The 22,637-nt window shown below is 64.3% G+C and carries 21 protein-coding genes; 5 read left to right on the plus strand and 16 right to left on the minus strand.

The genetic code is table 11. The features are described from left to right. Position 1: 1 nt before the first annotated feature. The 11 genes from VJR90_11670 to tal form a co-directional block, all read right to left on the minus strand. Positions 2-1,690, minus strand: coding sequence for a glycoside hydrolase family 57 protein (locus tag VJR90_11670; protein ID HKV98129.1), 1,689 nt, complete (start codon positions 1,688-1,690; stop codon positions 2-4). Positions 1,691-1,738: 48 nt separating this feature from the next. Then, a complete protein-coding gene (locus VJR90_11675; protein ID HKV98130.1) occupies positions 1,739-2,488 on the minus strand; it encodes a uracil-DNA glycosylase family protein in 750 nt (249 codons plus the stop codon). A gap of 71 nt (positions 2,489-2,559) precedes the next feature. Continuing rightward, positions 2,560-3,783: a glycoside hydrolase family 57 protein gene (locus VJR90_11680; GenBank protein HKV98131.1), complete on the minus strand. Its 1,224-nt coding sequence runs from the start codon at positions 3,781-3,783 to the stop codon at positions 2,560-2,562. An 11-nt stretch (positions 3,784-3,794) separates the two neighbouring features. Further along, complete coding sequence (locus VJR90_11685; protein ID HKV98132.1) at positions 3,795-5,138, minus strand: glycosyltransferase family 4 protein; 1,344 nt, start codon at positions 5,136-5,138, stop codon at positions 3,795-3,797. Positions 5,139-5,311: 173 nt separating this feature from the next. Continuing rightward, complete coding sequence (pgl, locus tag VJR90_11690; GenBank protein ID HKV98133.1) at positions 5,312-6,061, minus strand: 6-phosphogluconolactonase; 750 nt, start codon at positions 6,059-6,061, stop codon at positions 5,312-5,314. 8 nt (positions 6,062-6,069) lie between these two features. Next, positions 6,070-6,432, minus strand: a complete 363-nt coding sequence (locus VJR90_11695; GenBank protein HKV98134.1) for a hypothetical protein — start codon at positions 6,430-6,432, stop codon at positions 6,070-6,072. 12 nt (positions 6,433-6,444) lie between these two features. Beyond that, entirely contained in the window at positions 6,445-8,751 is a 2,307-nt protein-coding gene (locus VJR90_11700; protein ID HKV98135.1) for a glycoside hydrolase family 15 protein, read from the minus strand. After that, positions 8,748-10,190: a glucose-6-phosphate dehydrogenase gene (gene zwf, locus VJR90_11705; GenBank protein HKV98136.1), complete on the minus strand. Its 1,443-nt coding sequence runs from the start codon at positions 10,188-10,190 to the stop codon at positions 8,748-8,750. The genes VJR90_11700 and zwf overlap by 4 nt, the downstream gene beginning before the upstream one ends. Before the next feature lie 4 nt (positions 10,191-10,194). Continuing rightward, positions 10,195-11,220, minus strand: a complete 1,026-nt coding sequence (gnd, locus tag VJR90_11710) for a decarboxylating 6-phosphogluconate dehydrogenase (protein ID HKV98137.1) — start codon at positions 11,218-11,220, stop codon at positions 10,195-10,197. Between the two features lie 26 nt (positions 11,221-11,246). Then, complete coding sequence (gene pgi, locus VJR90_11715; protein ID HKV98138.1) at positions 11,247-13,550, minus strand: glucose-6-phosphate isomerase; 2,304 nt, start codon at positions 13,548-13,550, stop codon at positions 11,247-11,249. Further along, entirely contained in the window at positions 13,547-14,623 is a 1,077-nt protein-coding gene (gene tal, locus VJR90_11720) for a transaldolase (GenBank protein HKV98139.1), read from the minus strand. The genes pgi and tal overlap by 4 nt, the downstream gene beginning before the upstream one ends. A 351-nt stretch (positions 14,624-14,974) precedes the next feature. Between tal and VJR90_11725 the strand changes: the two genes are divergently transcribed. Both VJR90_11725 and fdxA read left to right on the plus strand, forming a co-directional pair. Then, a complete protein-coding gene (locus VJR90_11725; GenBank protein HKV98140.1) occupies positions 14,975-15,529 on the plus strand; it encodes an NUDIX hydrolase in 555 nt (184 codons plus the stop codon). 65 nt (positions 15,530-15,594) lie between these two features. Further along, a complete protein-coding gene (fdxA, locus tag VJR90_11730) occupies positions 15,595-15,918 on the plus strand; it encodes a ferredoxin FdxA (GenBank protein HKV98141.1) in 324 nt (107 codons plus the stop codon). 71 nt (positions 15,919-15,989) lie between these two features. On the opposite strand, the gene VJR90_11735 is transcribed toward fdxA, so the two are convergent. The 3 genes from VJR90_11735 to xerD all read right to left on the minus strand — a co-directional run bounded on the left by VJR90_11735 (position 15,990) and on the right by xerD (position 18,316). Continuing rightward, on the minus strand, positions 15,990-16,439 hold the full coding sequence (locus VJR90_11735) for a pseudoazurin (protein ID HKV98142.1): 450 nt from the start codon (positions 16,437-16,439) through the stop codon (positions 15,990-15,992). 148 nt (positions 16,440-16,587) lie between these two features. Continuing rightward, positions 16,588-17,328: a DsbC family protein gene (locus VJR90_11740; GenBank protein HKV98143.1), complete on the minus strand. Its 741-nt coding sequence runs from the start codon at positions 17,326-17,328 to the stop codon at positions 16,588-16,590. A 73-nt stretch (positions 17,329-17,401) separates the two neighbouring features. Beyond that, complete coding sequence (xerD, locus tag VJR90_11745; protein HKV98144.1) at positions 17,402-18,316, minus strand: site-specific tyrosine recombinase XerD; 915 nt, start codon at positions 18,314-18,316, stop codon at positions 17,402-17,404. Positions 18,317-18,556: 240 nt separating this feature from the next. On the opposite strand from xerD, the gene VJR90_11750 reads away from it, so the two are divergent. Together VJR90_11750 and VJR90_11755 are read left to right on the plus strand one after the other, a co-directional pair. Then, positions 18,557-19,306, plus strand: a complete 750-nt coding sequence (locus VJR90_11750) for a lysophospholipid acyltransferase family protein (GenBank protein HKV98145.1) — start codon at positions 18,557-18,559, stop codon at positions 19,304-19,306. 43 nt (positions 19,307-19,349) lie between these two features. Beyond that, the gene (locus VJR90_11755) at positions 19,350-20,156 is read left to right on the plus strand and encodes an alpha/beta hydrolase-fold protein (protein HKV98146.1); all 807 of its coding nucleotides are present in this window, start codon (positions 19,350-19,352) and stop codon (positions 20,154-20,156) included. 53 nt (positions 20,157-20,209) lie between these two features. Here VJR90_11755 and VJR90_11760 read toward each other — a convergent pair whose 3' ends face one another. Together VJR90_11760 and VJR90_11765 are read right to left on the minus strand one after the other, a co-directional pair. After that, positions 20,210-21,397: a hypothetical protein gene (locus VJR90_11760; protein HKV98147.1), complete on the minus strand. Its 1,188-nt coding sequence runs from the start codon at positions 21,395-21,397 to the stop codon at positions 20,210-20,212. A gap of 119 nt (positions 21,398-21,516) precedes the next feature. Next, the gene (locus tag VJR90_11765) at positions 21,517-21,864 is read right to left on the minus strand and encodes a GFA family protein (GenBank protein HKV98148.1); all 348 of its coding nucleotides are present in this window, start codon (positions 21,862-21,864) and stop codon (positions 21,517-21,519) included. Between the two features lie 104 nt (positions 21,865-21,968). Here VJR90_11765 and dps point away from each other — a divergent pair, with 104 nt between their 5' ends. Next, positions 21,969-22,472, plus strand: coding sequence for a DNA starvation/stationary phase protection protein Dps (gene dps, locus VJR90_11770; GenBank protein ID HKV98149.1), 504 nt, complete (start codon positions 21,969-21,971; stop codon positions 22,470-22,472). The last annotated feature ends 165 nt before the right edge of the window (positions 22,473-22,637 follow it).

Here is a 22,637-nt window from a genome sequence, read left to right on the forward strand (position 1 = left end):
CTCATTGCGCGGGACGCATCGTGCCGCCACTGCCCTGCACGCTGCCGCGGCTGAACGGCTGCGAGAGTTCGTCGGACGGCGTCTCACGCATGAGACGATACAAGCCGGTCAACTGCATGCGGTACAGGCACTCCATGCGCGCCACGCTCGCGGCCTGATTCTCGTCGCCCGGCCACCAGAACCAGTCCGAGCCTTCGCACACCGCCAATTGCAACTCCAGACGTTCACGTTGCACGGCGTCCAGCCGGCCCGCGGCCAGCGCCGCATCACAATGCCGTCGCGCCTCCACCAGCAGATCCCAGGCACGGTTCTTGTCGGGGTGACCGATCCAGGTATCCAGGTTGCCTTTTACCCAGCTGCCGGCCACGAGCTTAGTCAACGGGCGCACCGGGACGCCGGCATCGTTTACGCATTGACTGAAGGTAGTCAGACGAAACCGGTCGTCTTGAACCAGCGCGCGATACACCGCGCTGAGGAAGTGATAGCCATTGTCCGGATAATGCTCCCAGGCGTTCTCGCCATCGAGCACGATGCTCACCACCCGGCCTGGATCGGTATGCGACTCCGCGGCGATAGCCGCCAGCCGCGTAATCAAGTCCGCGACAGCGTCGTCCGCCTTCCAGGTCTTGTACTCGAAGCCGATCAGGTCCGACAGTTTGTCGTCGCGGAAAAACACCACGACCTTGTGCTCGCCCAATCGGTACGGACGATGTACCACGTCGGAAGATGCACCCGTTACTCCGAGGCTGTGCATCAATACCTGCTGGCCGCTGGCCACCCACGCGAATCCGGATGCGTCGAGCAGCGTAAGCGCCGCAGCGGACAGCGCGCCCTCTGACGGCCAACAGCCGGCTGGAGGCGCCGCGAAGCGTTGAGCATGAGAGCGGCGAGCTTGTTCGATGTGCCAGCGGGCACGGGCGGCTCCTTCCGGATAACTTGCCGCCACCGGCAGGGGCAAATCCGGATGCGCTTCGCGCGCCGCGTTGAAATCCAGCAGCAACGGCAGGATTGGATGCGCCCAGGGACTCATGCTGAGTTCTATCCGTCCGCCTTTAGCGAGTGCGCGATAGCGCGGCACGATGCCGCGCAACAGCTCGTGCATGACCAGCAGCAACTCGCGACGGTCGTCAGCGCTGTAGTGCTGCGTCTTTTGCACCAGACGCTGCACCCGGGGATCCGTGCGCCGCACCGTCTCGCCGAGCCACGCCAGGTGGCACCACACGAGGAGATCGCCCATGAAGTCCGCCTCCACGGAGGCGCTCGCATCCGGATGCGCCAGAATCCATTCGGCATGCTGCACAAGCGGGTGCAAGGCGTCAAAGCGCTCCAGCATGCGTGGGCGCGCCAATTCGCGGCAGACGCGCATCAGGTTGTCGCGGGACTCTCCGGCCTGGATCAGTTCCGGCTTGGCCAGCGCCGCGAGCAGCGGATCGCGCAAATTCCCGCGGCCGGCGAAAAAGTCCTCCAACTGGGCGCAGTAGTCCTCGATCTGCTCCAGCAGCACGGGCGAGAAATTGACCACCGCCACCGCACCCGGCTGGTTTTCCAGGTGCGCGGCCATGTCGGTGTAATCCTTGAGTCCGTGCAGATAACTCCAGGGCGCCAGGTATTCGCCGGACACCGGCTCACGATATTGCGGCTGGTGCATGTGCCAGCACAACACCACGCGCAATTTGTGGTCAGCGGACATCGCGAGGCACGCCTGGCCCGGCATTCACCGCTTTTCCGCGCGCCGGCATTACGGTTTGCGCGTCCGGCGCACGGGCAACCACGGCTTGAGTGCACGCTCGGCCAGCACGGGCCAGTGGCGGTTGGCGGCCGGACTTGCGGGACTCGGATGCGGCAAATAGGCGAGCGGCAACCGTTCCCCCAGCAGCAGCTGCGCACGTTGTTCCGCGTATCGTCCGATGCCGATGACCGCCACGGGTTCCAGCAACTGCACTACCCGCGCCAGGGCACGGTCGCACACGGCCGTGAGCGCCCGCGCTTCACGCCGGTTCAGATGCTGGGGCGTGAGATTGTGATTTGCATGCAGAAACAACAACGGGCAGTAATTCCACACGAAGAAGCGCTCGAAGAACTGCTCGGGTGCACCGAAACGGCGCTGCGCCCACCCCCACAAGCGCGAGCCGCTGCCCTCGTAGCGGTGACAGGCCATCCCGAGTATCGGATATTTGGGATGCTGTGCGGGCAAGGTGCGCGCGAGCCGGGTCTCAATCCTGAACCAGGTGCGCACCATCACGGGGTCGCCAAACGGCACGCCGGTCTGCGCCATGCCCCAGGGTCCGGGGTTTATCCCGAGCAGCAGTACGCGCCCGCAGCGGCCGCCAAAACGTTCCAGATACTCACGCTGCCCGCTCCAGGCGTAGCGCAGCGGGTTGTAGACGTGGCTCGGCGTGCTCCACTTGAGCGCCTCCGCTTCGCGCCTCAGCCGGCGTACGGTATTCAGTAACGCGGGCCGCGCTGCCACAGTTCTGTGCGTTGACATTCGATTGTTGTTCCCGATCACCTGGATGCACGCCTCGCCCCGCGCAGGGGGCGAAGCCCAGATGCACGTCTTCAGGCCGCCACCATGCCGGCACGCTGCGCGCAGCGTTGCGCAAGGTCGGCGAGCACATTCATGTAGTTGATGTAGGCTTCGTAAGGCGAATCGTAATGGCTGAAGTATTTGTGCACGTCGCCGTCTGCCCAGTACTTGGTGGACATGTAGTAAAAGTGATCGCTCGTCAGCAGCCGGCGCCAGTCTTCCAGCAGGCCCGCGTCAATCGCCGCCGCGGCGTGCACCTTCGATTCCAAGTCATACACGGCACGCTGCGCAGCACGCTGAATGCGGTTGCCGGTCCAAGCCGACGTATCGCGCTCGAGATCCGCCCACGACCCCGGGTCGGGGAGCGCCACGGCCGCAGCGCCCGGAGGTACGCGCTCCAGTGCCTCGCTCGGCGTCACAAACCGCAACCCGCGCCGCGCCAACACCGCCCCCGGCAGCGCGCGCATGAAATCGAAGATCCCGGTGCTTTCCCATTGATGTTCGCCGAAGGTCTCGTAGTCCATGAACAACCCCAGCAGGCGCTCGCCGCTTCCGTAGGCCGCCGTGTTCTCCAGCCACTGCACATAGCGCTCCGCCGTGAGCGGCCACTCGCGCCAGCCGCGGTTTGAAAACCGGAACGCAATATCGTCGCTCAAGCGGTAATGGCGCGCCAACGCCAACAGCGTGGGTGCCGCGGAATACCGGCAGGGGTGCAGGACATCGGATTCGCGCAGTACGCGATCCGCGCCTTCCATGCACATTCCAGCATAACCGAGCGCGGCGACCTGCCGGGCAATGGCATCGCTGACGATGAGCTCGGTGTTGCGGAATATCCTGCCGGGTACGCCGAGCAGCCGTTGACAGACACCCCGGTGCAGCGCGATCTGCGCCTTGAATTCCTGCGGACTGTAAAGCCCTGCGAGGCTGTGATGTGATGTCTCGGACAGCAGTTCGGCCGCGCCGGTCGCCGCCAGCCGGCGGAAAGATGCCAGGGCATCCGGTGCATACGCCTGCATCTGCTGCAGCGCCGTCGCGGTAATCGAAAAGCTCACGCGGAAATCCGGCTGATAACGGCGGATCAGCTCTTCGAGCAGCGCGTTCATCGGCAGATAACACTTGTCCGCCACGCGCCGCATGATGCGGCTGTTGACCGCCGCGTCGAAGTAATCATGCTGATGGCCCACTTCCGCGTAACGGTAGGTGCGCAAGCGCCAGGGTTGATGTACCTGAAAGTAAAAGCACAGATTGAGCGACATTGAATGACTCCTCAGGCGGCGGCCGCCGGCAGCGGCAGGCCGCACACGCGTGTGTAGGTTTGCAGAACCTTGCGCGCCGAGGATTCCCACGACAGTTGCGCCAGTTGCTCGCGCCCCGATTCCACCAGTTGCTGGCCGAGCACCGGCAGGCGCAGCAGCGCGAGAATCTGGTCGGCAAGCTTCTCGTGATCCCAGAAATCCACCTGCAGGCTGTGGCCGAGCACCTCGCGCACGCCGGATTGTTTGGACAGAATCACCGGTGTGCCGTTGCGCAGCGCTTCGAGCGCCACCAGTCCGAAGGGCTCGGACACGCTGGACATGACCAGTACCCGTGAGCGCGCCAGCAGCCGATCCACGGCGGCCGGTTGCAGAAAACCGCGGAATTCGACGCGCCGCGCAATACCCAGAGAACGCGCAAGCGCATGCAGCCCGTCGGACATGTCGCCGCTGCCGCACACCAAAAAGCGCGCTTCGCGATTGAACTCGGCGACGCGCGCTGCAGCACGCAAAAAATGATCCGGACCTTTCTGAAACGTCAGCCGGCCAAGAAACACCACCCACGGTACACGCCCGGGGCCGGCCGGGCTTTCATCCAGAGCATCCGCGGGCTCATCCGGCGCGTTGTACACCACGGTGATCTTCCTGCGGGGCACGCCATAACGGCTGACCAGTACGTTCGCGGTATAGCGGCTGACGGCAAACACGTGCGTGGCGCGCGCGCACGCCTGCTGTTCGATGCCGGCGATATATGGATTGACAGCCTCGCCGCTGCGGTCATATTCGGTGGAATGCACGTGCAGAAACACCGGCAAACGGAGCGGCGCGGCTGCGGCGAAGGCCGCCGGGAAACTCATCCAGTCGTTGGCATGCACCACGTCGGCTTCGATACCAGGAGCAAGGCGTGCGACCCGTATGGCAAAACGTGCGACCTGCCGTCCGAGATCGTGACTGTAAAGCTGCACGGCGGGATCACCGGGGTCACCGGCATCAACCGGGTCACGCGCATCGTCTGCCGTCCGGGTCGCTGGTACCCGTATTCCGATGGGTCGCTGATACGGGTACAAACGTGCGGGCACAGCCAGAAATTTCAAGCCGGGTATGGCCTTTTTCCGCGGCAAGGTCCACGGCGATCCGCCCCGGTGTCTGCCGAGCGCCAGCCACGCGCTTACGCCGCCCACCGTCAGAAACGATGCTTCCTGGCTCAGCGGGTAGCGCGGCAGCACGAACCGGACCTCTGCGCCGCACTCCGCCAGGCCACGCGCCAGCCCCTGGCTTGCCTTGCCCAAACCACCCGCAAATAGCGGCGGGTATTCCCAGCCGAGCATCAGGACCCGTGGACGTCTTGTACCAAGCACACATTCTCCTTGAAAAGCATTACATTCCAGGCGCCGGACTGTGCACAAATCACAGCCAACAGAACACCTGCCGCGATGCCGTGGTGAGCCCAACACACCAAGCATCGGCGGGCATCCCTTCGTCCTGATCACAAACGCAGCCGATGCGGTGCGACGGTATCGGCAACCTATGATTAGGCAGTCGTCACAGACTCAAGCCGCGATGCCGCGGCGTCATCAAACCACCAGACCAGTTGTCCGGTTATCGGGGTAAGGTATTGCGCCGGCAGCACTTCCGGCTCGAACCGCCCTTCCAGTACCCGCTGCGCAATGTCGGCCTTGCCCGCTCCGCGGGCAAGTACCCAGACCTGGGCCGCATTGTTCAGGATGGGTCGCGTGAAGGTGAGCCGCCATTCTCCCGGCGCCTCTATATATTGGGGCACAACCACGTTCCACAATGCCCGCAAGGCGCCGGTACCGGGAAACAGCGATGCGGTGTGGCCATTCTCGCCCAGCCCGAGCAAAATCAAATCGAAGCGCGGCACGCCCGCCGTCCGAAACACGGACGCGAGCTCCTGCCGGTAACGCAAGGCCGCGAGCGCCGGGTCATCCTCGCCGCGCATGCGGTGCAGCTGCTCCGCGGGCAGTGGTACGTGCTTGAGCAGCGCATCCGCGGCCATGCGGAAATTGCTGCGCGCGTCATCCGGCGGCACGCAGCGCTCATCTCCAAAAAACACTTCGGTGCGCGCCCAATCCACGTGGGTATTGAACTCCTTGGTGGCCAGAAGTTCATACAAGGGCTTGGGCGTGGAGCCGCCGGCAAGCGCCACGCAGAACCGGCCGTGCTGCCGGATGGCATCCGCCGCAAGCTCAACGAATTGCTGCGCGACGGCGCGGTAAAAGTCCGCGCTATCCACGACACGGCGATGCGACTCGGCCTGCATCACGCCACTCACAACTTGTCGTGGCCCGGTGTTGCGCGCTCGATCCGCACCTGCCAGTCGTGATGTTCCCAGCCCCGCGGTCCGATAAACCGCCGCGTGAATTCCAGGCTCTGGCTCACGCCCAGGCGCCTGAGATCCAGCGCAGCCGCGTGCCCGCCCGCAGCGAGCGGCTGGCTGCCGAGATCCGTGACCTCCTGCCAACCGTCGTGGCCGAAATGCAGGACGAATGGCTCGCGCGATTCCACGGACAGCCGCGCAGCCGGACTTACCCGCTCGCAAGGAGCCTCGTCGCGCCAATGCACCACAGGCGCTGGCTCAACAGTTGCCTTGCGCCGGGCCGGAGATTTTCGATTCGCTGAAGTCGTACTCATGTCGCGTCCTCCTCATGCCTTGCTCGTAGAGCCAATGTGTACCTGCCAGTTCTGCTGTTCCCAGCCGCGCGGTCCGAAAAAGCGGCGCGTAAATTCAATGCTCTGCCTGGCGGCGAGGCTCTTGGGATCGAGCAGCACCGCGTGCATGCCGAACGCCAGCGGCGTGCTCGGCACATCCGCCGCGTCCTGCCAGGCGTCGTGTCCGTAATGTAGCTCGAAGGGATCGCGCGCCTCAATGGAAATTCGTGTGCCTGTGGCCAGCTCCAAGCACGGCGAATCATCCCGCCAGTGCACCACAGACGGGCGCGGCGCGTGACGATAACGCTCCGCCACCGCCTGCAGGCGTTCGATGGGCGCACCGCGCTTCGCAGCCAGCGCGAGCTTCAGGAACTCCGCGTGCGCCCACACCAGCGGCATGGCGCTGCCACTCGGCCGGCCGGGCGTGAGAAACCGTTCGGGAATGGGCGCGGTATCCCAGACCTGTTCGGGAATCATGCCGCCTGCGCTCGCCGCGCCGAGCATGGATTTGAGATACGGCAACGGGTCTTCGCCGGCATCCAGCGCGTAATGGCCGCGTTCGCCGCTCAGCAGCGGCCAGGCACGGCCGATGCCGCTGCCGTCAAACGGCCGGCCGTCCGCGTGCTCGCCGTAACCGTCTTCGTTGTAACGGTGGTAGAAAATCCCGGTGGGCGTGGTCACGCGCAGCAGAGCGTCCACGAGCTTCAGCGTGTCACGAATGCGCCGGTCGTCGGGCGCGCGCAAGCCGAGCCGCACCAGATACAGAAACTCCATGCCCAGCAAATCCCGCGCCCGCAAGCTCTCGCCGGCGCGGTTCTTGAGGACGACGCGGCCGCGCTCCGCAGTTTCGCAGGGCGGCGTGATGCGCACATAATGGCCGCGCGTGCCGTGCTCGTGATCGAGGTCGGTATCCTCGGCGTATACCCAGCTCTCCACGCGCGCGTTCCAATCGTCGGCCAGCGACAACGCGTAATCCTGTTCGGCGGCATCCAGGAATCGGTGCGCGGAGCCCGCCACCAGCGCAGCAATCGCGGCCGCAAGCGTGAAGGGGTTGGCGCCTGCGTTTTCTTCCCAGCGGTCCTGCGGACTGAAGGGACCGGTCGCAGCGACGAAGCTGAGCGCCGCGCGCACCATGCGCAAGGCCTCGGGACGCATCTCACCCAGTTCGCCTACTTCGTCCAGCTTGGCCGCCAGCAGCACCGGCAACGCGGCTTCATCGAGTTGAATGCCGGTCCAGAACGGCCGGCCGTCGCCGAAATTGTTCTGCAGCCAGTGGCCGTCCGGCTGCTGCGTGGCAATCAGGTAGGCGAGCATGGCGCGCGCTTCCTGGTGCTGCCCGCAGGCGAGAAACGCAAACCCCGCCTCCACGGCGTCGCGCGGCCACACCAGATGATAGCCGCCGGGGTCGTCACGACTTGCGCCCCAGGGTGTGCTCAGGCTCGCGACCACGGCGCCCTGATAAGTGCGATCGCCGTGCACCTTGAGCACCATCGCCGAGCGGCGCGCTTCGCGCGATAACGCCGGCGTCAGGGACGGCGTCTTGAGGCCGCGTGCCCAACGCCGCCAGCCGGCGATGAACCGGCTGCGCGCCACCTTGTAGCCGGAAGCCAGCGCGGATTGTGCGAGCGTGTGCGCACCCTCTGGCGTCTTGGCAAATGCGAGCGCCAGCGTGCCGCTGGTCGCGGTCAGTTCACCGGTGAGCGCCACGTTGCCGGCACCCGCGGAAGCGTACTGCCAGGTCATCGCAGAGTGTTGATGGAAATCCTGCCAGCCGTCGGACGCACCGACATAGCCGGCGCTGCCGCGCGTGATGCCGCCATCCGCCATAAGCGCGAGTGCCGTCTCCCCGTGCGCGGCCATGAGCGCCTGCGGCGCGACCCAGGCCGTGTTGTCGTGGCCGGAACTGCCAAGATGCGGCGCGAGCAACACGAACAGTTTCAGGCCTGCGCCCTGCAGGCGGTAATGGATCAGCGCTGTATCACGCAGCGGATCGGTCAGAAACTCGAGTTGCAACTTGTAACGCGGGTGTTCATGCAGCACGCGCGGCAGCGGTATCTCGGGCATGGGCGTACTCAGCCGGTAGCGATGTTCGCGCTTGACCTCGGCCCAGAAGTCCTCGCCCGCGACGATGAAGCCCAGATCCCGGATCTGCGGCAGGCTGCATGTCGGCCAGAACACTTCATTCAAAATGCCGTAACCGACCGTGAACCACACGCGGCTCGATCCCAACGCGGTGCCGACCAAGTCCTTGGCGCTGCTCGCCCAAGTGGGCGCATTGCCGGGCTGGCCCGGAGCGTTCATGGCAGGTCGCCCGCAGAAACTTTCACCGGGCGCCAGCGGTGCCCCGGTGCGAGCAGCCGGTTCTGCGAGGCCGGCCCCTCGGAACCCGACGCGTACGGCTCCGGTTCCCCGTGTTGCCAAGCGCGCAACACCGGATCCAGCAGGCGCCAGGCCCACTCGACCTCGTCGAAGCGCAGGAAATGCGAGCGGTCACCCTCGAGCGCGTCCATGAGCAACTGCTCATAAGCGGAGAATTCCTTGTCCGGATCATGCGCATAGGGCGCGGTGAGCACCACGTTGTGCGTCGCCAGTTTGGCGCCCGGCAACTTGGCGGTCGCCACCAGGTTCAGGCTTTCCTGCGGCTTGAGGCGGAACACCATCCAGTTGTTGGCGATAGTGTTGGCGCCCGGCAGCACGTCCGGCACCTGCTTGAACTCGACGGCGATCTCCCAGCGATTGCTCGCCATGCGTTTGCCGCTGCGTAGATAGAAGGGCACGCCGCGCCAGCGCCAGTTGTTGACCTCGAAACGCAAGGCGGCGAAGGTTTCGGTACGCGAGTTGCGGGGAATGCCCGGCTCCCGGCGGTAGGCGGGCACGCGCTTGCGGCCGATGCGGCCGGCCGTGTACTGGCCGCGCGCGCTGTAGCGGCGCACGCTGCCCGCGGTGAACGGCACCACGGCGCGCAGCACCTCGACCTTGTGATCGCGCAGCACGTCGGCATCCCAACTCGCGGGTGGCTCCATGGCGGTGAGACAGAAGAGCTGCATCAGGTGATTCTGCAGCATGTCGCGCAGCGCGCCCGCGTGGTCGTAGTAGGCGGCGCGATGCTCGACGCCCAGCATTTCCGGGCAGTTGATCTGCACCTGGGAGATGTGCGCGCAGTTCCACAGCGGTTCGAGAAAGCGGTTCGCGAAGCGGAACACCATCAGGTTCTGCGTGGTTTCCTTGCCGAGGAAGTGGTCAATGCGCAGCACATTGTCTTCGGCCCATTGACTGTGTATCTGCTTGCGCAGCGCTTCGGCGCTGGCGAGATCCGTACCGAAGGGTTTTTCGACTACCAGACGCCGCCAGCCCCTGGCCGTTTTTGCGAGACCCGCTTTGCCGAGCGCCACAGCCGCGGTGCCGAACAGCGGCGGCGGCAGCGCGAGATAAAACAATGCGGAGCCCTGGATGCGCCGCACCAAGGGGTCCATCTGCTTGGCATCGAGACCGCCGCTGATGTAATCCAGGCCGGCGGCAAACCGCCGCGCCTGCGCCGCCTGGTAATCCGGCGCGAAGGCACGCAAGGCCTTGTGGATGTGAGCGCGGAAACGCTCGCGGCTCCAGCCCTCGATCGAGTAACCCGTGATCTTGAGGCCGCGCGCATAACCCAGGCGGTAGAGCCGGTAAAGCGCCGGCATCAGCAGGCGCTGGGTCAGATCGCCGGTGGCGCCGAGGATCACGAGGTTCGCACCCGGCATGGCCTTACTCCTTGTCCGCCGCGGGTTTTTCATCGTGACCGCCGAACGCGTGGCGCATCGCGGACATCACCTTGCCGGCAAACTCATCGTGACCGCGCGAGGCAAAGCGCGCGAACAGCGCAGCGGTCAATACCGGCGCGGGCACGCCTTCTTCGATGGCGGCGAGCGCCGTCCAGCGGCCTTCGCCCGAATCCGACACGCGCCCGGCGTAATGCGCGAGCGTGGCATCCCGGCTCATCTCGATAGCCGTCAGATCGAGCAGCCAGGAACCGATGACGCTGCCGCGCCGCCACACTTCCACGACATCGTCCAGCGGGAACTCGTATTGATACCGGTCGGGATGTTCGAGCGGACTGGTTTCGGCATCCGCCTCCTGAGTGCTCTTGCCGATGTTGGCTTGATGCAGGATGTTCAGGCCCTCGGCGTACGCGGCCATGAGCCCGTATTCGATGCCGTTGTGCACCATCTTGACGAAATGGCCGGCGCCGTTCGGTCCGCAGTACAGATAGCCCTGCTCGGCCGGCGTCGGAGCGCCGCTGCGGCCCGGAGAGCGCGGCGCGGCATTTGCGCCGGGCGCCAGCGCGCGAAACGCGGGTTCGAGATGGCGGAAGGCCGCCTCAGGTCCACCGATCATCTGGCAGTAACCCCGTTCGCGTCCCCACACGCCGCCGCTCACGCCCACGTCCACGTATTGAATTTGCCGGGCCGCGAGCGACTTGGCGCGGCGCAAATCCTCGACGTAATGGGAATTGCCGCCGTCAATCACCATGTCGTCTGCGTGCAGCAGCGGCGTGAGCACATCCAGCACCTTGTCCACGACCGCGGTCGGCAGCATCAGCCACACCGCACGCGGACTCGAAAGCTTCGCAACCAGCTCCGGCAGCGAGGCAACGGTTTGCGCACCGGTTTTGGCCGCGGTGTTGCGCGCCGGCACATTGGTGTCAAACGCCACACAGCGCACACCGGCGTTCTCGAGCCGCTCCACCATGTTCAGCCCCATGCGCCCGAGACCAACGAAGCCGAGCTGCAGGGCCGCACCGGAATTTTTTTGAGCACTCACGTTTCGTTCTCCCACAGGCGGAATCCGCCGATGAACGCATGGGCGTTGTTGCCGCGGTGCACGCCTCGGGGCAGTTGTTTCAACAGACGCAGGTTGCCGCCGCCGAGCGTCACGTAATCGGGCTCAAGCGCCTTGCGCAGCATTTCAATCTCGGCAAACACGTTGGCCTGCCAACGCTGCTTGCCGAGACGTTTCAGGGCCGCATCGCTCACGTAATACTCGTAGGTCTTGTTGCGATACGGCATGTGCGCGAGTTCCATGGCCTGCACCACGCCGTCCACGATCACCGCCGACCCGAGTCCGGTGCCGAGTCCCAGGAACAGCATGTGACCGCCCGCATAGCTGCCGAGCGCCTGCATCGCAGCGTCGTTCGCGAGTTTCACCGGGCAGCCGAAGGCCGCCTCAAAATCAAATCCGATCCAGCCCGCTCCGAGATTCACCGGCTGGCTCACGATGCGCCCGCGCACCACCGGCGCGGGAAAGCCGATGCTCACCACGTCGTAGCTCCAGCCGCGCAACGCCTTGCGCACGTTTGCGAGCATGGAGGCCGGCGTCATCGTCGGGCCGGAGAGGATTTTCACTTCGCGTGTGCTGCCGCTGCGGCGCGCCTTCACGTGGCTGCCGCCCACGTCCAGCACCAGCACGCGCGGGCGCTTTTGCACCGCGCGCGCATGCGGACGTTTGCGTGCCTCGCGGTACCAGCGAATCGCCGCGTTGGTTGAAGCATCGTGCGCCAGCGCCCTGGAAGGCGTTTCGATTTCTTCCGCCACGCTCAGCGCGAGCTTCTTGCCAAGCTCCACGCCCCATTGGTCAAAGGGATTGGTGTCCCAGATCGCCGCCTGCGTGAACACGCTGTGTTCGTACAGTGCCACCAGCGCGCCCAGGCTCGCGGGCGTGAGACGCTCGGCCAACAGCAGGCTCGACGGCCGGTTGCCTTCCATCACCTTGTGCGGTGCGAGCTGCGGATCGGTGCCTTCGGCGCGCACCTCCTCCAGTGTCCTGCCGATGGCCAGCGCCTCGGTCTGTGCAATCACGTTGGCGAGCAGCAGATCCTGGTGATTCCCGAGCGGGTTGAGCGCGGTGCCGAACGCGATGAAATCGCATGGAATCAGGCGCGTGCCCTGATGGATCAACTGATAGAACGAGTGCTGGCCGTTGGTGCCGGGCTCGCCCCAGAACACCGGGCCGGTGGCGTAGTCCACGTGCTGGCCGGCGAGCGTCACGTGCTTGCCGTTGGACTCCATGGTGAGTTGCTGCAGGTACGCGGGAAAACGCTTGAGGTAGTGCGCGTACGGGAATACCCCGACCGTCGCGGTATCGAAGAAATCCGCGTACCAGACGTTGAGCAGGCCCATGATCGCCGGCAGATTCTGCTCGAGCGGCGCGCTCCGAAAATGCACGTCCATGGCGTGAAATCCGCCGAGCATTTCACCAAAGGCCTCGGCACCGATTGCGATCATGGTGGACAGGCCGATGGCGGAGTCCATCGAGTAGCGCCCGCCCACCCAGTCCCAGAAGCCGAACATCTGTTCGCTGGGGATGCCGAAGGCATTTACGGCCTGCTCGTTGGTGGAGAGCGCCACGAAGTGCGGAGCTACGGCCTGCTTGCCGCGGCCCGCGGCCGCCAGCAACCAGTCGCGCGCCGTGCGCGCGTTGGTCATGGTTTCGAGCGTGGTAAAGGTTTTGGATGCGACGATGAACAGCGTTTCATCCGGGCGCAGACCGCGCACCGCTTCGGCAAAATCCGTGCCGTCCACGTTCGACACGAAGCGCAACTGCAAGCGGCGGTCGCTGTAATAGCGCAGCGCTTCGTGGGCCATCACCGGGCCGAGATCGGAACCGCCGATGCCGATATTGACGATGTTGCGGATCGGCCGGCCGCTGTAGCCGCGCCAAGCCCCCGCGCGGATCGCGCCGGCGCATGCCGCCATGCGCTTGAGCACCGCCTGTACTTCGGGCACGACGTTCACGCCGTCCACCCGGATCACGGCATCGGCCGGTGCGCGCAGCGCAATGTGCAGGGCGGCGCGCTTTTCCGTGGTGTTGACTTTCTCGCCCGCGAACATCGCGTCGCGGCGCGCTTCCAGGCCGCGCGTACGCGCCAGATCGAACAGCAGTTTCAGGGTTGCCTCGTTGACGCGATGCTTGGAATAATCCAGCCGCCAGCCGGCGGCTTCGACCGTATAGCGTGCGGCGCGCGCTTCATCCTGCGCGAACAGTTCGCGCAGCTGCACCGCCTGCATCGTGCGGTAATGGCTGTCCAGCTTCTTCCACGCGACTGAATCGCGCAACGCGCTCATGCGGCGCGCTCCGCACGCTGGTGCACGGTGGCCAGCAAATCTTTCCAGGACGCGTCGAATTTCTGCGCACCTTCGGCCTGCAATTCCGCCGCCAGCGCATCCACCTCGAGCCCGCGCGCCGCGAAACGCGCGAGCACGGCGCGCGCCGCACTGTCGTCAACCGGGAGCGATACCGCGGCTTTGCCGTGATCCGCAAACGCATGCAGGGTTTTGTCGGGCACCGTGTTGATGGTGAGCGGCGCAATCAGTCCCTCCACGTAGAGCACGTCGCTGGCGGCGGGATCCTTGGTACCGGTGCTGGCCCACAACAGCCGCTGCGGACGCGCGCCTGCGTTCATGAGCGCCTGCAGCCGCGCCGAATCCAGCACGCGGCGATAGTTTGCATACGCGCACGCGGCCACGGCCAATCCAATCTGGTTGTGCATGGCGGGCGGCACCTTGTCGGCAACCAATACATCCCAGCGGCTGATGAATACCGAGGCCACCGAACTCACGTCCAGCGTCAGCCCCTCCGCTTGCCGCCGCTCCAGCCCGCGCAGGTACGCATCGGCCGCCACCTGGTACTGCTTGGGAGAAAACAGCAAGGTGACGTTAACCGGGACACCGCGATAGGTGAGTTCCTCGATGGCGCCGGCTCCGGCGGCGGTGCCGGGCACTTTTATATACAGATTCGGCACCGCGGCACGCCGGTGCAGCGCCAGCGCCTGCTCCACGGTACGCGCAGTGTCGTCCGCCAGCAGCGGCGACACTTCCAGCGACACCCAGCCGTCCACGCCCTGCGTACGCCGATGCACCGGCGCGAACAACTGGGCTGCGCGCCGCAGGTCATCGAGCGCCAGATCAAAAAACAACTGCTCGGGATCCTTGCCGCCCTGATCGCGCAAGGCCCGGTCATAGGCGCTGCTCTTGCCGATGGCATGATCGAAGATGGTGGGATTGGACGTGAGGCCGGTGACGTGACTATTGTCGCGATAGGCCTGCAGCGTGCCGTCATCCAGCATGCTGCGCGTGATGTTGTCGAGCCACAGGCTCTGGCCGAGCCCCTGGACCGCCGAAGTTGAATCTGGGTTCATGATTGTCTGCCTGGCGTGTTATGGACAATGCAGCGCACCGGCGGCGCGCACGCGATGGCCAACCGGCCTACCGGTCGCGGGGTCGGTATGCTGAAACGAAAATCACTCCTGTGACGGGACTGGCGCAATCCACGCGCATACCCGCAGGCTGCGGGAATTCACGTATATCGCGACGCGATACATTGTACTCGCCGCGGATTTGCGCGGCAAACGTGCGGTGTCCGGCGGTGTTTGCACCGCGATTCTTACACCCCGTATGATGCAAACCCGCATGCGGACGCTCGCCGGGGAAGATTGGCCCGACTATTACGCTTGCGGAACGCGCGCTCCCCGAAATACGCCCCGATGCCCATGTCGCCGACGACAAGATATTGCGAGGCCTGCGGCCGCCCCACCGTGGAAAAAATTCCCCCCGGCGATCACCTGCCGCGCCGGGTTTGCGGGCATTGCGGCCGCATCCATTACCAGAACCCGCGCATGGTGGTGGGCTGTGTGGCGGAATGGCAGGGCAAGGTACTGCTGTGCAAGCGCGCCATCGAGCCGCGTGCGGGCCTGTGGACGCTGCCGGCGGGGTTCCTGGAAAATGACGAGAGCGTCGAAGAGGGGGCGCTGCGCGAGACCCGTGAGGAAGCCCTGGCGATCGTGAAGGATCCAGTGCCGTTCGCGCTGGTCAACGTGCCGCACGTGCATCAGGTCCACCTGTTCTTCCGGGCGCAACTTCAGCATGGCAAGCATGGCGTGGGCGCGGAGACGCTGGAGACCGGACTGTTCGATGCCGCCGGCATTCCCTGGGCTGAAATCGCGTTCCCGAGCGTGCGCTACGCGCTCGAATGCTATCTGGCCGATCGCAACCGGGGAAAATTCGAGTTTCACATCAGCACCTGGCGCCAGCCCCTGCCCGCCTGAAACCGCCGCGCACTGCGGCTTATGGCAGAATTGGCATTCCGTTGAGGGCATTCCGAGGTTGATACATGGCTTTTGTCGTCACTGAAAACTGCATCAAGTGCAAGTACACCGATTGCGTCGAGGTCTGTCCCGTGGACTGTTTCCACGAAGGCCCCAACATGCTGGCCATAGACCCGGACGAGTGCATTGATTGCACGCTCTGCGAGCCGGAGTGTCCCATCAACGCGATCTACTCCGAAGATGACCTGCCGGAAGACCAGCGACAGTTCAAGGCCCTGAATGCGGAACTGTGCAAGAGCTGGCCTGTGCTCACGCAGCAGAAGCCCGGCCCCGATGACGCCAAAAGCTGGGAAGGCCGGTCCGGCAAGCTCGCGCTGCTGGAGCGGTAAGCGCTGTGGCTTAAAACAAAACGCCCGTCTGAGACGGGCGTTTTGCGTGTCAGGTTCTCAGCTCGGTCGGTTCATTTCACCCTGTCCATGAGCTTGTCCAGCCGATCCTTGTTCATGATCTGCTTGGCTTCCATGGCCTTCGCGGCCTTTTCGGCCGCCTCCTTGTTGGTGGCCTTGCCCACCACGATGACCCCCAGCATGCCGAACATGTGATGCGGCGAGCACTCAAACAGATACACTCCATCCTTGCTGAGTTTGACGGTGATGGGCTTGCTGATTTCGCTCTTCCAACCCTGGGCCCCGTCAGGCACCAGGTAGGACTGCGAGTCATGGCCGGCGTCCGCGGGCACGAACTGCACCGAGTCGCCCGGCTGGATATGCAGAAAATCCGGCTCAAACACGAAGGTTCCGCCGGCGCCGCTGTTCAGCTCCTTCACCGTATAGGTCTTGGCGTAGGCATTGGCGGCAATCAGGGACGCTGCTGCGAGCGCGAGTGCGCCCAATGCAAGTTTCTTGTGCATGATATTTCTCCAAAAAATATTGTTCAAAACCAGGGCAGATAGGTACCGCGAACAATTCGTCGGTACGTACTTGACAGGCAATGGTCTGCTTGCAGTGGCGCCATTATCTCACGAATGTGCCCACAGCGCAGATTGACTCGGGGAACTTTCAGGGTTCGTCCGTTGGAGCGGACTTTGATTCTTGCGCGAGTACCGCGGCAAGTGCCGGTGGCGGAAGATAACCGTCAATCAGTCTGCCGGTATCGGTAAGCATCACCGGCGTGCCATCCAGCCCGAGCATCTGGCCGAAGGTGTAACCCGCGGCCACCGCGGCCGCATCGCAGTGTGCGGGTTTCGGCGTGGCCCCGTTCATCGCGGCTTCAAACGCGGCCTTGCGGTCCGCTGCGCACCACACATCCACGGCTTTCTGCCACGCGGGCGAATCGCGGCCGTCGCGCGGGAAAAACAGATACTGCACCGCAATGCCCATGGCATTGAGCCTGGGCCGGTCGTGCTCCAGCACCCGGCAATAATGACACTCGATATCGGTAAACACGGTCAGGGTCTGCTTGGGATGCCGCGGTGCGAACACCAGCATGCTGGATGGCGGGAGTTGCCTGAGGTAGGCGAGCCGCGCGGCGTCGCGTTGCACGCTGGTGAGGTTGTTGCCGCTTTGCAGGTTGATGATGTCGCCGCGCACCAAATAGCGGCCGTCCGCGCTCACATACGCGATCTGCGGGCCGATGGTGATGCGGTACAGGCCCGGGATGGGCGAAACCACGACGTCGGTCGAATTGATTCCAAGCTGCTTGGCAAGACGCGCCTGCGCAGTCGAATTACCGTCCGCCAGGGCGGCCGCGGCCATGGTCAGCGTGACCATCGCGAGCAGCAATGCGTCGATGCCTTTCATGATTTCCTCTGCCTGTACATGCTGCCTGAGACAGCGGCGCATGTCCGGAGTTGCGGCGCAGCGCTGCCGCGCCTCAACCCCGCGGGTGGTGCTGGGCGTGAAGTTCCTTCAGGCGTTCGCGCGCCACATGCGTGTAGATCTGGGTGGTGGACACGTCGCTGTGTCCGAGCAGCATCTGCACCACGCGCAGATCCGCACCGTGGTTGAGCAGATGCGTGGCAAATGCGTGTCGCAGCGTGTGCGGCGAGAGCGCGACGCGGATGCAGGCCTTCTGGGCATAGCGTTTGATGATGTGCCAGAACGCCTGGCGCGTCATGTGGTCGCTGCGGTGCGTGGGAAACAGATAATCGGTTTGCTGCGCGCCGACAATCTCGGGACGCGCGTCGTGCAGGTATTTTTCCACCCACCTCTGGGCTTCCTCGCCCACGGGCACCAGGCGCTCGCGATTGCCCTTGCCGACTACGCGCACCACGCCCTGGCGCAAATTCACCTGCTCGAGACGCAGGCTCACGAGTTCGGATACGCGCAGTCCGGTCGCGTACAGCACTTCCAGCATGGCGCGATCGCGCATCCCGAGGGTACTCTCCACGTTCGGCGACTTGAGCAACGTCACCACTTCGGCTTCGGTCAACGACTTCGGCAACGGACGCCCGAGCTTGGGCATGTCGATGCGCGTACTGGGATCCTCGTTGACGCGCCCCTCGCGCAGCATGTAACGGTAAAACCGGCGGATGCTGGACAACTGCCGCGCGGTGGAACGCGGACGTGCACCCTGCTGCATGCGCCAGGCGAGAAACGCCAGCAGTTGATCGCGCACCGCCGCGAGAATGCCGACGCCCTGTTCGTCCAGCCAGCGCGCCAGTCCCTGCAGGTCGGCGCGATAGGCAGACAGCGTGTTGTCGGCCAGACCACGTTCACTCCACATGGCATCCAGAAACTGTTCGATATCGCGGGCACTCTGCGGCGGCACCGGACGTGCGGCTTGCATACCGCGATGCGCAAGAAGATTGCCTTTGCTCCCGGTTTCAGCCACGCAGATACCTCAATCTCCCGCCGAGTACTTCGTACACAAAGACGTCGTACATGCTCTGATTTACGCAGCCTTGCGCAAGCAGCCTGAAATTCAGGCCATGCTGTTATGTAAAACATTAGCACAATTCTCACCGCTTGCCAGCGTCAAAGCCAATTTGGATACTGCCCGCCGCTAATGAAATTCCTGAGCAATCCAATGAACCGGGCGGCCTTCCCCCTGCGCGTGTGGGCGGTGTTGTTGCTGCTCGCCATTCCGGCCGCGGTACTGGTAACGCTCCTTCCGGGCCGGGGACTCCGGCGTCGGGCTGCAAGACGCGCGGGCCGCGCGGTTTTTGCCGCCGCCGGCATCGGCATACGCACGACCGGCCTTGAGCACCTGCCCGCCGGCGCCTGCTTTCTGGCCTCCAGCCACGCCACCTATCTGGATGGTCCCCTGCTCACCAGCGTCTTGCCGCCGCGTTTCGGGTTCGTGATCAAACGCGAAGTCATGAAGACCCCGCTGTTCGGCTGGTTGGCGATGCGCCTGGGATCGGTGTTCGTGGAACGCTTCGACACCCGGGGCGCGATGATTGATGGCAATCGGCTCATCCAGCTCGCCCGCCACGGAGTGTCGCTCTGCGTATTTCCCGAGGGCACATTCCGGGTCGAACCGGGCTTGCGTGCTTTCCATCTGGGAACTTTTCTCGCGGCCACGCGCGCCGGCATTCCGGTGGTGCCGGTGGTGATAAGCGGAGCACGCGCAATCCTTCCCGGCGAAACCCTGTGGCCGCGCCCGGGATGGATTGAAATCGAAGTACTGGCACCGATTAAGCCGGCCGGCAAGCGCGGCGACGATGCGCGCGCGCTCCGCGATCAGGTGCGCGCCGCGATTCTCGCACACGTGAGCGATCTGGAGCGCGCGCATGCCGAGCCGCAACCAAGTGCCGCGAATCGCCGTGACCCATGAGCGCCGGGCCAGCCGCAAACGGACGTGAGGCCTGCGTATCTACATGCGCATGCACTTTCTGCACCGGCTGATTCCGCTGCGCCGGTTCCTCAGCCTGGGCGCGCTCGGCCTGGCGGTTGCGAGCTGCGTTACGCGTCGGCCCGACAAACCCATGCGCGTGATGCTGATTCCGGCGCTCCAATGGGCCGCGGATGCTCCGCTGGTCATCGTGTTGCCCGGGATCGGCGACGACCTTCTGGACTTGCAAAACGTCGGCATCGCCGCGGCCATCCAGCGCGGCTGGCCGCGTGCCGACGTGCTGCTGACCGGCGCAACGTTCGAGTATTACCTGCATGGCAGCATGGGACAGCGCCTGCACGCTGAAATCGTTCAGCCCGCACGCGCGCAGCAAGGCCATCATCAAATCTGGCTGACGGGCGCTTCCATGGGCGGCATGGGCGCACTCCTGTATGAGCGGCGCTTTCCCGCTGACGTGAACGGCCTGGTGCTGCTTGCACCCTACATGGGTGAATCGCGCCTGCTGAATACCATCGCCGCTGCCGGCGGTGCGGGGCAATGGAACCCGGGTGCGCCGCCCGCAAACATCAACCGCGGGAATTACCAGACCGAACTCTGGCGCGTGGTGCAGCGCTGGTCGCGACATCCGCAGACCGCCCGGCATGTATGGCTCGCCGCCGGCTCCCGCGACCGCCTGTTACCGGCAGCCAAACTCATGGCGCCGCTCCTGCCGGCCGGTCATTTCCTGGAACTGCCTGGGGGTCATTCCTGGAAAGTGTGGACGGCGGCCGCGACGGAAATCTTTGCACGCATCGCAGCGCGGTCACCTGACCAAGTGATCAGGTGCCAATAAAAAAGGCCGCACCCAAAGGTGCGGCCCCGGATTTTTATTCCGCTTGAGTACCGTTACCCGCGTGGCGGCCGGCTGTGGTTCTCCTTGCCGCGATCGCTTGAACTCCGGGCTGGAGCGCGTGCCTGAATGTGCGGTGCGCTCTGGAATGACTCCCGGACCGGCGCGGCACGCAATTGCTCCACACGCGGCGCCTCGCTGCGGTTCATATTCCATGCACCCTGATCCGGGCGTACGGCCGGCTGATCGGCACGCGCATAAGGATTGCCGAAGTCCATGGCCGGCGGTTGCGGATGGCGCTCCTCGTGCTTGCGTGCCGGTGGCGGCGTGGGCCGCGGATTTTCCGCGCGCACGCGTGGTGCTTGGTTGTTCTGCATGGGACGCACCACCGGCTGATATTGATTGACATTGGGCTGCACCGGCCGCACCTGCGGTTCGCGCTCGACGCGCACTTCGTTTCTCACCGCCGGTGGCAGCGGATGCGCCTCGCCGCGGTACACGTAACCGGTGCGCGCGGAATTCATGCGCACCACGTCCGTGCCGGTGAACACGCCGGCCCGCCCGTTGGCCACGATCTGCGGCCGGCCCTGATTGACGCTAAAGCGCTGCTCGGGATTGCGCAGGGCTACGCGCTGCTGCTGCAACTGCATGACGGTAGGAGACACGTGCTGTTGCCGCGCATATACCTGCTGCTCGGGGGTCGGGCGCACCGGGATGCCGCCGACTCCACCGTTGTAACTCACATGTACCCCGGTAGTGACCGTGTTGCTCACCGGCTGGCTGTAGGTATTGTGTATATAAGTGACGTTTACATTGGTGATGGCGCGGTTGTAATAGAACGAGTTCCCGCGCCAGTAGCCGCCCCAGTAGCCGCGACCGTTGTAGCCGTAGCCATAATCAATGCCACCGTAGAATCCCACGCTCGGTCCCCAATACCCCGCGCGCCACCAGTAGTAGCCGCCGTCCCAGGCCCAATAGCCCGGTGTCCAGAACAGACCGACCGCCGGCGCCAGCACCCAGGTTCCCGGCACCCAGTAATAGCCATAGGGACCGTAGGCCCAGTAGCCCGGGGTCCATATGTAGCCGACGCCCGGAATTATGGGCTGCGGGTACCAGGGAATGGGCGGCGGAGCAAAGCCGACCGAGACGTTGAGATAAACCTGCGCCGAGGCCGTGCCCGGGACGGCCATCAGGGACGCGGCCAGAGCCGTCACCATCAGGAATGCCACGAGGATCCGTTTCATGTTGCGCCCTCCTACGAATGGTCTTGCCAGAAACAACGCATGCCACACAACAAGAGTTTACTGCGCGCGCGTACGCACAACATTAAAAGCGCGTAATCCAGGCCTCTTGTTACACTTTGTTACAGGCTGCGGCCGTCGAAGTGATTGACCTTGAGCGCGCCGATATCCACCCCTTCGAGACAGCGCACATTGACGGCCACCATGTCCTTGCCCTCCTTGTCCTTGGCCATGCCGAAGGTCGCGCAGCCGCAGTTCGGGCAGAAGTAATGTTTGATGTGGTGCTGGTTGAAGGTGTAGAACTTCATGTCCGATTCCGGCGTCTTGAGTTTCAGCTTGGTGCGCGGTAGAAACCACAGCAGATGGCCGCGCCGCTGGCATATCGAGCAATTGCACGCGGTTACCGGCCCCGGCTCGGCTTCGACTTCATAACCGATTTTTCCGCAATGACAGCTGCCTTGATAAACCATAATGTCACCCCTCGCCGACTCCGGCCAGGTTATATTACCGCCCGGACCAGGTACTGCCGTTTGCCGGCTTGAAACAGTCCGGCACAGCCCCAAAATCCTGGTCTATGCAACTTGAGGAACCCCGCATGTACACCACTAAAAACAGTTTTCCGGAAAAATCCCGCACCCAGGCAATCGGCATCCTGCAGCAGAACCTGGCCGACGCCACCGACTTGATGCACCAGGCCAAGCAGGCCCACTGGAACGTCAAGGGGCCAAGCTTCATCGCCTTGCACGAGCTATTCGACAAGATCGCCGACGCGTCGGCGGAATACGCGGACTTGATTGCGGAACGCATCATGCAGTTCGGCGGCAGCGCCGAAGGCACGGTGCGCATGGCCGCCAAGCGTTCGCACCTGCCCGAATACCCCCTGAACATCACCCAGGGCCGCGAGCACGTACAGGCGTTGTCCCAGGCGCTGGCGAATTTCGGTGAAAGCGTGCGCCACGCCATCGACCAGGCGGATGAACTCGGCGACAAGGATACCGCCGACATCTTCACCGAGATCTCGCGCGGTGTGGACAAATACCTGTGGTTCGTCGAGGCCCACAATCAGGCGGACAAATAGCCTCGGGTGAATAATAAGCGCCAGGACAAAAATACGATGATCTCTGTCCGGCGCACCTGAAATCCCCCCTTACCCCCTTTGCAAAGGGGGGAGCGCGTTCGGCGCGCGGGGGGGATTTGTCATGCGTGTCGACTTTGATAAATTCTCCAGCTAAAAACGGCGGGC

It is taken from the genome of Gammaproteobacteria bacterium (assembly GCA_035279405.1).
In the GTDB taxonomy this organism is placed as follows: domain Bacteria; phylum Pseudomonadota; class Gammaproteobacteria; order Natronospirales; family REEB76; genus REEB76.